Origin of the sequence: Streptomyces sp. NPDC089915, assembly GCF_040684675.1 — a bacterium.
GTDB lineage: Bacteria > Actinomycetota > Actinomycetes > Streptomycetales > Streptomycetaceae > Streptomyces.
The window spans coordinates 1-9,595 of sequence record NZ_JBFBGN010000195.1 but is presented as its reverse complement, the minus strand read 5'-3'; the positions used below and the strand labels follow the sequence as shown (position 1 = coordinate 9,595).

Genomic DNA, 9,595 nt, shown 5'->3' with positions numbered 1-9,595 from the left:
CCGGCATGATCACGACGAAGGGCAGGCTGGTCCCGGCCTGGACGCCCTCGCTGATGGCCTACGGTGATCCGGGGTGCGGGCCCTTTCCCGTTCAGCGGCCGCGTCAGCCGGCGAGCAGCGCCCGCACCCGGTCCGCCCCGACCGCGAGCAGCAGCGTGGGCAGGCGGGGGCCGGTCTCGCGGGTGACGAGCAGGCGGTAGAGCAGGGCGAAGAACTCGCGCTGGGCGACCTTCAGCTCCGGCGTCGGCTTGGCGTCGGGCTCCAGCCCGGCCATGACCTTCGGCACGCCGTAGACGAGGGTGGTGAGCCCGTCCAGCGACCAGTGGGTGTCGAGGCCCTCCAGCAGCATGGCCAGGGAGCGGCGGCCCTCTTCGTCGAGGGAGCCGAGCAGCTCGGCGTCGGGCTCCTCGCGGACGAGGGTGCGCTGGTCGGCCGGGACCTGGGTGGTGATCCAGTTCTCGGCGCGGTCGAGGCGCGGGCGGACCTCGTCGAGCGAGGCCAGCGGCTTCTCCGGCTCCAGGTCGGAGAGGATGCGCAGGGTCTGCTCGTCGTGCCCGGCGGTGATGTCGACGACCGACGCGAGGGTGCGGTACGGCATCGGGCGGGGGGTGCGGGGCAGCTCGTGCGAGGCCACGCGGACGGCGCGGGCGTGCGCGGCGGCGTCGGCCGGCAGCACGGAGCCGTCGGCGACCTTGCCCTCCAGCTTGTCCCACTCGTCGTACAGCCGCTGGATCTCCTGGTCGAAGGCGATCTTGAAGGACTGGTTCGGTCGGCGGCGGGCGTACAGCCAGCGCAGCAGCTGCGGCTCCATGATCTTCAGCGCGTCGGCCGGGGTGGGGACCCCGCCCTTGCTGGAGGACATCTTGGCCATGCCGCTGATGCCGACGAAGGCGTACATCGGGCCGATGGGCTGCTCGCCGCCGAAGAGGCCGACGATCTGGCCGCCGACCTGGAAGGAGGAGCCCGGGGAGGAGTGGTCGACGCCCGAGGGCTCGAAGACGACGCCCTCGTAGGCCCAGCGCATGGGCCAGTCGACCTTCCAGACCAGCTTGCCGCGGTTGAACTCGGACAGCTTGACGGTCTCGGTGAACTGGTCCTCGGTGCAGACGTAGGTCAGTTCGGTGGTCTCGTCGTCGTACGCGGTGACCTTGGTGAAGTCCTTGTCGCACTGGCCGCAGTACGGCTTGTACGGGAAGTACTCGGCGCCCTCGGCGCTGCCGTCGTCCTCGCCCGCGGCGCCGGAGCCCTCGGCGGCCTCGATCTCGGCCTCGTCGAGGGGCTTCTGCTGGGGCTTCTTGCCGCCCGGCTTCTGCTTGGTGCGGTACTGGTCGAGGACCGCGTCGATGTCGGCGCGGTGCTTCATCGCGAAGAGGACCTGGTCGCGGTAGACACCGGAGGTGTACTGCTCGGTCTGGCTGATGGGGTCGTACTCGACGCCCAGCTCGGCCAGGGAGGCGACCATGGCGGCCTTGAAGTGCTCGGCCCAGTTCGGGTACGAGGAGCCCTCGGGGGCGGGCACGGAGGTCAGCGGGCGGCCGATGTGCTGGGCGTGGGACTCCTCGCTGACGCCGGGGATGCCCTTGGGGACCTTGCGGTAGCGGTCGTAGTCGTCCCAGGAGATGAGGTGGCGGACCTCGTGGCCCCGGCGGCGGATCTCGTCCGCGACCAGGTGCGGGGTCATGACCTCGCGCAGGTTGCCCAGGTGGATCGGGCCCGACGGGGAGAGACCGGACGCGACGACGATCGTTTTGCCCGGGGCTCGGCGCTCCGCCTCGGCGATGACCTCGTCCGCGAAACGGGAGACCCAGTCGGTCTCTGTGCTGCTCTGCGCGCTCTGAGCCACGACACGTCCTTCTATCTCGAATGCTGGCTTCGGCCATTCTCCCAGACGGAAGGGGACGCTCCGGGGTTGCTTCCGTCTGGTGATACGGCGCGGATATGCCGGGAAGCGGGGAGCCTCCGCGTGGGATACTCGGCACTTGTCGGAACACCCAAGTACACGCTCGGGCACAACCTCACAGGAACGGCAGCTCATGGCCTCGGTCCCTTCCCTCGCTTCCTCCGTCGAACAGCGCGTCTCGGACGCCCTCGCCTCCGCCCTGCCGGAGGCCGGTGCGGCCGACCCGCTGCTGCGACGAAGCGACCGGGCCGACTTCCAGGCCAACGGCATCCTGGCGCTCGCGAAGAAGGCCAAGGCCAACCCGCGCGAGCTGGCGACGACCGTGGTCGAGGCCATCCCGACGGGTGACCTGATCAAGGAGATCGAGGTCTCGGGCCCCGGCTTCCTCAACATCACCGTCTCGGACGAGGCGATCGTCCGGACGCTCGCGGCGCGCGCCGCCGACGACCGGCTCGGCGTGCCGCTGTCCCCGTCGGCGGGCACCACGGTGATCGACTACGCGCAGCCGAACGTGGCCAAGGAGATGCACGTCGGCCACCTGCGGTCGGCCGTGATCGGCGCGGCGATGGTGGAGATCCTGGAGTTCACGGGCGAGAAGGTGGTCCGCCGCCACCACATCGGCGACTGGGGCACCCAGTTCGGCATGCTGATCCAGTTCCTGCTGGAGCACCCGCACGAGCTGGACCACAAGGGCGGGGAGGGCGAGGCGTCCGGCGAGGAGGCCATGTCGAACCTCAACCGCCTGTACAAGGCCTCGCGCGCGCTCTTCGACTCCGACGAGGAGTTCAAGACGCGGGCCCGGGCGCGGGTGGTGGACCTCCAGGCGGGCGACGAGGAGACCCTGGCCCTCTGGCAGCGGTTCGTGGACGAGTCGAAGATCTACTTCTACTCGGTCTTCAACAAGCTGGACATGGACATCCAGGACCCGGACGTGGTCGGCGAGTCCGGCTACAACGACATGCTGGCGGAGACCTGCCGGCTGCTGGAGGAGTCGGGCGTGGCCGTCCGTTCCAACGGCGCGCTGTGCGTGTTCTTCGACGAGTACAAGGGCCCGGACGGCAACCCGACGCCGCTGATCGTCCAGAAGTCGGACGGCGGCTTCGGCTACGCCGCGACCGACCTGTCGGCGATCCGCGACCGCGTGGGCAACCTGAAGGCGGACACCCTCATCTACGTGGTGGACGCCCGCCAGGGCCTGCACTTCAAGATGGTCTTCGAGACGGCCCGCCGCGCCGGCTGGCTGAACGAGGACGTCAAGGCCGTGCAGCTGGCCTTCGGCACGGTCCTGGGCAAGGACGGCAAGCCGTTCAAGACCCGTGAGGGCGAGACGGTCCGGCTGGTGGACCTGCTGGACGAGGCGGTGGAGCGGGCCGCCTCCGTGGTCCGGGAGAAGGCCCAGGACCTCACGGAGGAGGAGATCGCCGAGCGTGGCGCCCAGGTGGGCATCGGCGCGGTGAAGTACGCCGACCTGTCGACGTCCGCGTCCCGCGACTACAAGTTCGACCTGGACCAGATGGTGTCGCTGACCGGCGACACGTCGGTGTACCTCCAGTACGCGTACGCCCGTATCCAGTCGATCCTGCGCAAGGCGGGCGAGGCCCGGCCGGCGGCGCACCCGGAGCTGGAGCTGGTGGCGTCGGAGCGCGCGCTGGGCCTGCACCTGGACGCCTTCGGCGAGCTGGTGGCCGAGGCGGCGGCGGAGTACGCCCCGCACAAGCTGGCCGCGTACCTGTACCAGCTGGCCTCGCTCTACACGGCGTTCTACGCGGAGTGCCCGGTCCTCAAGGCCGACACCCCGGAGCAGGTCGAGAACCGCCTGTTCCTCTGCGAACTCACCGCCCGCACCCTGAACAAGGGCATGGCCCTCCTGGGCATCCGCACCCCCGAGAAGCTCTGACGCCCCACCCCACGACGGCCCCCGGCGCAACCACCCGGCGCCGGGGGCCGTCGCGTTCTATCGTGGGAGGCGTCCGATCCGAGGAGGAGCCGGGAATGACGACCGCGACGCCTGCGCCGGGTGGATCCGTACCGCCGATGCCGGAGTACACGCCGAAGGCCCTGCGCGCCGCCATGGCCGCACACGCACCGGCCCTGCTGCCGGACTTCGACTCCGCCTGGCGGCGACAGATCTGCGACGCCTACGACATCGGCCCGGTCCCGGCGTTCATGGCCCGCTGGTGGGGTGAGTACGCCCTCGCGCGCGACCCCGAGCTCGACCGGCACGTGGCCGACCTGGAAGCGCGTGCCGCCGCAGCCACGGACGCCGACGCGGCCCACGGCCTCCTGGACGCGGCTTCCCGCATCCGCCACCGGCTGCGTGCCCTGGAGCCGGGCGAGTGAGCGAGGAGTTCACCGGGCCGCCGTGGGCTGTGGACTACACGCAGGATGCCGAGAAGTACCGGATCAGCTTGCCCGAGGATCCCCGAGAGGCGTGCCGTGAGGCCCTCTTCGAGCTGTTGACCGCCCGCCACCCGTACCGCGGGGAGAACGTCGAACCGGCCCGGTCCACCGTCCCCCGCGGCCCGCACATCGCGTACTTCGACGGCAACCGCGGATGGATCCGGTTCACCTTCCTGCCCCGCGTGGCCGAGCCTCAGATCGTGGTGGAGGAAATCTTCTGGCAGTAGTCGGCCCCTGACGCCCAACAGCACGAAGGCGCCACACCGGTCACGTTTCCCGGCGGCGGCCCGCGTCCGGGATGACCGTGTCCTGTCATGCCCTCCCTGTTCGGCCGGGCACCACCGAGCGGTCGCGTCCCGTTCACACAGCCCTCTTACGTTCGGCGCGACCGTGCCGAACACCCGAGGGGAATCTCCCGCACATGCGCCGCAGACCGTTGAAGACGCTCACCGTCCTGGCCATCGCCAGCTCCGTGGCCGCCGGCACCGCAGTCACCGCGAACTCCGCGCCCCAGCAGAGCGACTCGCGCCAGGACGTCAGGAACGTCATCTACCTGCTCGGTGACGGCATGGGCCGCACCCACGTGACGGCCGCGCGCGACCGGTTCATGGGCGCCGGCGGCAAGCTCACCATGGAGACCCTCCCCAACACGGGCGCCGTCGCCACCTACGCCGTCGAGAAGAACAGCGCCAAGCCGGCCCTGGTCACCGACTCGGCCAGCTCCGCGACCGCCTGGTCCTCCGGCGTGAAGACGTACAACGCGGCCATCGGCGTGGACTCGTACGAGAAGAAGGTCGGCACGCTGATGGAGCAGGCCCACGCGGCCGGCTTCGCCACGGGCAACGTCTCCACCGCGGAGATCACCGACGCCACCCCGGCCGCCCAGTTCAGCCACGCGCTGCTGCGCGGCTGCCAGGGCCCGACCTACTCGGACGCCGCCTGCCTCCCCAAGAAGGACGACGGCAGCTACGAGGCGGCCCCCGCGGACAAGACGCTGATCACCCCGATCGCCGAGCAGATCGCCCGCAACGGCACCGCCGACGTCATCCTCGGCGGCGGCCTGGCCCGCTTCGAGCCGGACGACCAGAAGGCCCTCCAGGCGCAGGGCTACCAGGTCCTCGGCAACTTCGGCGACCCGAAGCTGCCCGCCCAGACGGCCGCCAGCCAGAAGGTCGCCACCAAGGCCGACCTGGACAAGGCCAACGGCAAGAAGGTCATCGGCCTGTTCAACCGCGGCAACCTGACCGTGGAGCACAACAAGGCGGCCCTGCCGGCCGACGCCGCGCAGAAGCAGGAGCCCTCGCTCGCGGACATGACCCGCAAGTCGATCCAGCTGCTGACCGACCGCAAGGGCGGCTCGTACGACCGCAACAAGTCGAAGAAGGGCTTCTTCCTCCAGGTCGAGGGCGCCCAGATCGACAAGCGCTCGCACGCGAACGACGCCGCGCAGACCCTCGACGAGATCAAGGCGTTCGACGACGCGGTCAAGGCCGCGTACGAGTTCGCGAAGAAGGACGGCCACACCCTCGTGATCGTCACGGCGGACCACGAGTGCGCCGGCTTCAACATCATCGAGAAGGGCACGTACACCAACGCCGAGGCCGTGGCGCCCCCGGCCAACACGGACGCCGGCAACACCGCCAACAACAGCGTGCCTTCGCGTTCCGCCTCGGGCGCCAAGGACCCGGCCCGTTCCAGCGGCATCGTGAACGGCGCGGGCTCCGGTGACACGAAGAACTTCGCCCCGGCCACCTTCCGCACCCCGGACGACCCGGCGGGCGTCAAGGACGGCAGCCCCGAGGCCAGCCTCTGGCTGACCTACCTGTCCGGCAACCACACCGGCGCCGACGTCCCGATCTTCGCCTACGGCCCGGGCGGCAACGCCTTCGCCGCGAGCCAGATCAACACCGAGCTGTACGGCAAGATGTACCGCTCGCTGTTCGGCCGCTCTCCGCAGCAGCACTGATCCCCGGTCGGCCGGGGCCGGGGGCACACTCCCCCGGCCCCGGCCGACCGCTTTCCGGCCCCGCCTCGCGGCGGCGGCCGCACCGCCGACCGCCACACCGCCCGGCCGATCCGCCCGACGCGGCCTCCCCAGGAGCTCTCCGATGACGTACCTCCCCCGCGCGGCCGCCGCCGTCACCGCCGTGGCCGCCCTCCTCGCGCTGGCCACCGGCTGCTCGGGCGCCGAAGCCCCCTCCGCCGCCGGGGACGCGGCACCGGCGTCCGCCGCCCCGGTGTCCCTGCCCGCGCCGCGCAGCGCACCGGCCCCGGCCGCCGTCCTGACCCCCGCGCCCGCCGCGGGCGAGGTCCGCACCGAGCAGGGCCCGTTCACGGACCGCGTGAAGCTGACGGACCTGAAGCTGACCGGCGCCCCGGCCGTCACCGGCCACGTCGCCATCAGCTCGGACGTCAGCGACACCCTGGCCCTGGAGATCACCGCCGCGTACTACGACGCGCAGGGCCGTCTCCTTGGCACGGGCGCCTTCCGCTACCAGGAGGAGGGCGAGGACTCGCACGCCCAGGAACACCACGACGGCCCCCGCGCGGCCGGCGACGGCATCGACTTCACCGTCCCCGCCGACCACCTCACCGGCACCCCGGCGAGCGCGGTCCTCTCGATCCCGGTCCTGGTGAACGAGTAGCCGCCGCAGAACCCGACGCCCCCTCGTAACACGCCGTGCTACGTTGAGTGCATGGCCCCCAGGGAGCGGTTCAGCATCAGCATGGACGCCGCGCTGCGCGCGAGAGTCAAGGAGCACGCCGACGCCATGGGCCTCGACGTCTCCGCCTACGTCACGGCGGCGGTGCTCCGCCAGATCGACGAGGACGTGACCGTCGCCCGGCGCTTCGCGCAGATCGACGCCGACATCGCGGCGACCGAGGCCATGCCCGCGCCGGCCGGCCGGGACGACGGCTTCGACGACGAGGAACTCGCGGCCGCGCGGGCGGGCATCGCGCAGGCGCTCGCCCCCGACACCCGGGACTCCGCCGCGTGAGCGACCCCGTCTTCGTGTACGACACCGGGATGCTGATCGCGCTGGAGCGCGGTGACCGTCCGGCGGGGCTCCTCCACCGGGTCCTCGCCGAACGGGGCCATCCCCCGGTCGTCCCGCTGCCCGTACTGGCGCAGGCCTGGCGGCCCGGCCGGTGGACGCCGCTGACCCGTGCGGTGCCGCAGTGCGTGGTCTTCGGGGTGCCCGCCTCGGCCCCGCCGTCGTGCGGCGTGTGCCAGGCGGGACACTCCGAGGAGGACGCCAAGCGCGCGGGCCGGCTCCTGGCCGACGCCGCGATCCCTCCGGAGAAGCGCCCGGACGCGGTCGACGCGCTCGCCGTGGTCATCGCCGCCCGCCATCCGGAGGCCGTCATCGCCACCTCCGACCCCCGCGACATCACCGCCTACCGGGACGCGCTCCCCGGGGCGGCGGAGTCGATCCGCGTACTCGCCGTCGGCGACCTCGCCGCCTTCCTGGCGGGCAAGCGCGTCCTGCACTGAGCCACCGGGGTGCGTGACGCGGATCACAGGGAACGTTCCCGGGGGCCGCCGCCTCCTCGATGTGTCGGCAACCGCCGCGCCGAGGGGAACAGGGGACCCGCATGCACACCGACGACACCACACGCCGCAGGACCGGCACCGCGCTCGCGGCGCTGCTCGCCGCCGACGGCCTGGCGCACCTCTACTGGGCCACCGGCGCCACCTGGCCCGCCCCGAGCGAACGCGCCCTCTCCCTGGCCGTCCTGGGCACGGAGGTCTCCTTCGCCCCGCCCGTGGTCCTGCCGCTGGCCGCGCTCACGCTGACCGCCGGCGCCGCCGTCCTCGCGCACTCCCGCGGCCGCGGCGGCCGGGCCACCCGCGCCGCCACCGGCGCGGTCGCGGCGGCTCTGGCCGTACGGGGCCTCGCGGGCCTCGGCTGGGCCGCCGGGCTCCTCCCCAGCCCGGCCGGCAGCCCCTTCCACACCCTCAACCTCGCCCTCTACACCCCCGCCTGCCTCGGCTTCGGCTGGGCCGCCGCACGGCTGGCCCGCGCCAGATGAACCCGGCCGACCGCGAACGCGGCATCACCCTCGCCCGGGCGGCCCGCGCCGGGAACACCCTCGCGCTGCACGAGCTCCTCGACCACCTCACCCCGTACGTCACCCGCATCTGCGCCCCCATCGCCCTCGCGGACGGTCCGGACGCCGCGCAGGAGGCGCTGCTGGCCGTGTTCACCGCGCTGCGCTCGCTGCGCGATCCCGAGGCCCTGTACGGGTGGGTGCGGGCCATCGCCGTCCGCGAGGCCGTCCGCACGGCCCAGCGGGCCGCCCGGGCCCGCCCCGAGCCCGACCTCACCGACGTCCCGGCCAAGGGCGACCCGCACCTCGCCGCCGACATCGACGACGTCCTGGCCCGCCTCTCCCCCGCCCACCGCGCGGTGCTCGTCCTGCGGGACGTGGAGGGCCTCGACGAGGAGGCCGCGGCCGCCGTCCTCGACATCCCGCCCGGCACCGCCAAGTCCCGCCTGCACCGGGCCCGTTCCAGCTTCCGAAAGGCGTGGTCCGCATGAGCCGCGAGATCGACGACGTCCACCGGCTCCGCATCATGGCGGCGGGGGTACGCGGCGCGAAGGTCGTGGAACGGGTCCTCCCCGCCCCCTTCGAGGAGGTCTGGCCCGTCATGGCCGCCCTGGACTTCCTCCCCGACCTCGCCCGCACCCGCCTCCTCTCCGCCGAAGGCGACCGGATCGAGGTCCTGGCCCGCAGCCGGTACGGCTTCCGCGCCCACCTGCGGGGGTTCCGCCGCCCCGGCTGGTGCTGGCTCCAGAGCCGCTTCCTCCTGGTCGGCCTGGCCGCCGCCCCCGTCCCGGGCGGCACCCGCATCGCCCTGACGGGCGGAGTCCGCGTCCCGACCCACGCGGCGGTGGTGCCCTTCGGCACCCTCCCGGAACTGACGACGGCCGCCGCCCGCCTGGCGGCTCGCGTAGGGGGCTAGCAACCCGGTCCGGCTGCCCTGCGGGGCTGTCCCCTACCCGCCCTTCCACCGTTCCCCGGGGCGAGCCCCGGACCCCGGACGTGCGCTCAAACGCCGCGCGGGCTGGAAGTGCCGCACAGCGGCAATATCCAGCCCCGCCGGCGATTGAGGCGCGGGGTCCGGGGCGGAGCCCCGGGAAACGGAGAAAGGGCGGGGCGGGGAGACGGCTCCGCGCAGCGGCCCCCGGGAAGCCCGGGGTCACCCGTCCGGCCCGGTTCGCCGCCAACGGCAGGGGTAGGGGACGCCCCGTCCACCCCCCACCCGCCCCCGGGAGCCCCCCGTGCCCG

Annotated in this window: 11 protein-coding genes; 10 read left to right on the top strand and 1 reads right to left on the bottom strand. The window is 72.8% G+C overall.

What is annotated here, in order from left to right; all coding sequences use genetic code 11:
* Nucleotides 1-103 precede the first annotated feature (103 nt).
* Nucleotides 104-1,843, bottom strand: coding sequence for a lysine--tRNA ligase (gene lysS / locus AB0O29_RS32530; protein WP_365158997.1), 1,740 nt, complete (start codon nucleotides 1,841-1,843; stop codon nucleotides 104-106).
* A 190-nt stretch (nucleotides 1,844-2,033) separates the two neighbouring features.
* Here lysS and argS point away from each other — a divergent pair, with 190 nt between their 5' ends.
* The 10 genes from argS to AB0O29_RS32480 all read left to right on the top strand — a co-directional run bounded on the left by argS (nucleotide 2,034) and on the right by AB0O29_RS32480 (nucleotide 9,269).
* On the top strand, nucleotides 2,034-3,797 hold the full coding sequence (argS, locus tag AB0O29_RS32525; RefSeq protein WP_365158995.1) for an arginine--tRNA ligase: 1,764 nt from the start codon (nucleotides 2,034-2,036) through the stop codon (nucleotides 3,795-3,797).
* A gap of 95 nt (nucleotides 3,798-3,892) precedes the next feature.
* Nucleotides 3,893-4,240, top strand: coding sequence for a DUF6247 family protein (locus AB0O29_RS32520; protein WP_365158992.1), 348 nt, complete (start codon nucleotides 3,893-3,895; stop codon nucleotides 4,238-4,240).
* Nucleotides 4,237-4,527 (top strand): hypothetical protein, encoded by a 291-nt coding sequence (locus tag AB0O29_RS32515; protein ID WP_365158989.1) that lies wholly within the window; start codon nucleotides 4,237-4,239, stop codon nucleotides 4,525-4,527. The genes AB0O29_RS32520 and AB0O29_RS32515 overlap by 4 nt, the downstream gene beginning before the upstream one ends.
* Nucleotides 4,528-4,721: 194 nt before the next feature.
* Nucleotides 4,722-6,266, top strand: coding sequence for an alkaline phosphatase (locus AB0O29_RS32510; RefSeq protein ID WP_365158986.1), 1,545 nt, complete (start codon nucleotides 4,722-4,724; stop codon nucleotides 6,264-6,266).
* A 142-nt stretch (nucleotides 6,267-6,408) separates the two neighbouring features.
* On the top strand, nucleotides 6,409-6,945 hold the full coding sequence (locus AB0O29_RS32505; protein WP_365158984.1) for a hypothetical protein: 537 nt from the start codon (nucleotides 6,409-6,411) through the stop codon (nucleotides 6,943-6,945).
* Nucleotides 6,946-6,996: 51 nt separating this feature from the next.
* Nucleotides 6,997-7,299, top strand: coding sequence for a hypothetical protein (locus AB0O29_RS32500; RefSeq protein WP_365158981.1), 303 nt, complete (start codon nucleotides 6,997-6,999; stop codon nucleotides 7,297-7,299).
* Nucleotides 7,296-7,796, top strand: a complete 501-nt coding sequence (locus AB0O29_RS32495; protein ID WP_365158978.1) for a hypothetical protein — start codon at nucleotides 7,296-7,298, stop codon at nucleotides 7,794-7,796. The genes AB0O29_RS32500 and AB0O29_RS32495 overlap by 4 nt, the downstream gene beginning before the upstream one ends.
* Before the next feature lie 101 nt (nucleotides 7,797-7,897).
* Nucleotides 7,898-8,335, top strand: coding sequence for a DUF3995 domain-containing protein (locus AB0O29_RS32490; protein WP_365158976.1), 438 nt, complete (start codon nucleotides 7,898-7,900; stop codon nucleotides 8,333-8,335).
* Nucleotides 8,332-8,844 (top strand): RNA polymerase sigma factor, encoded by a 513-nt coding sequence (locus AB0O29_RS32485; protein WP_365158973.1) that lies wholly within the window; start codon nucleotides 8,332-8,334, stop codon nucleotides 8,842-8,844. Before AB0O29_RS32490 ends, AB0O29_RS32485 begins: the two co-directional genes overlap by 4 nt.
* Nucleotides 8,841-9,269 (top strand): hypothetical protein, encoded by a 429-nt coding sequence (locus AB0O29_RS32480; RefSeq protein ID WP_365158970.1) that lies wholly within the window; start codon nucleotides 8,841-8,843, stop codon nucleotides 9,267-9,269. The genes AB0O29_RS32485 and AB0O29_RS32480 overlap by 4 nt, the downstream gene beginning before the upstream one ends.
* The last annotated feature ends 326 nt before the right edge of the window (nucleotides 9,270-9,595 follow it).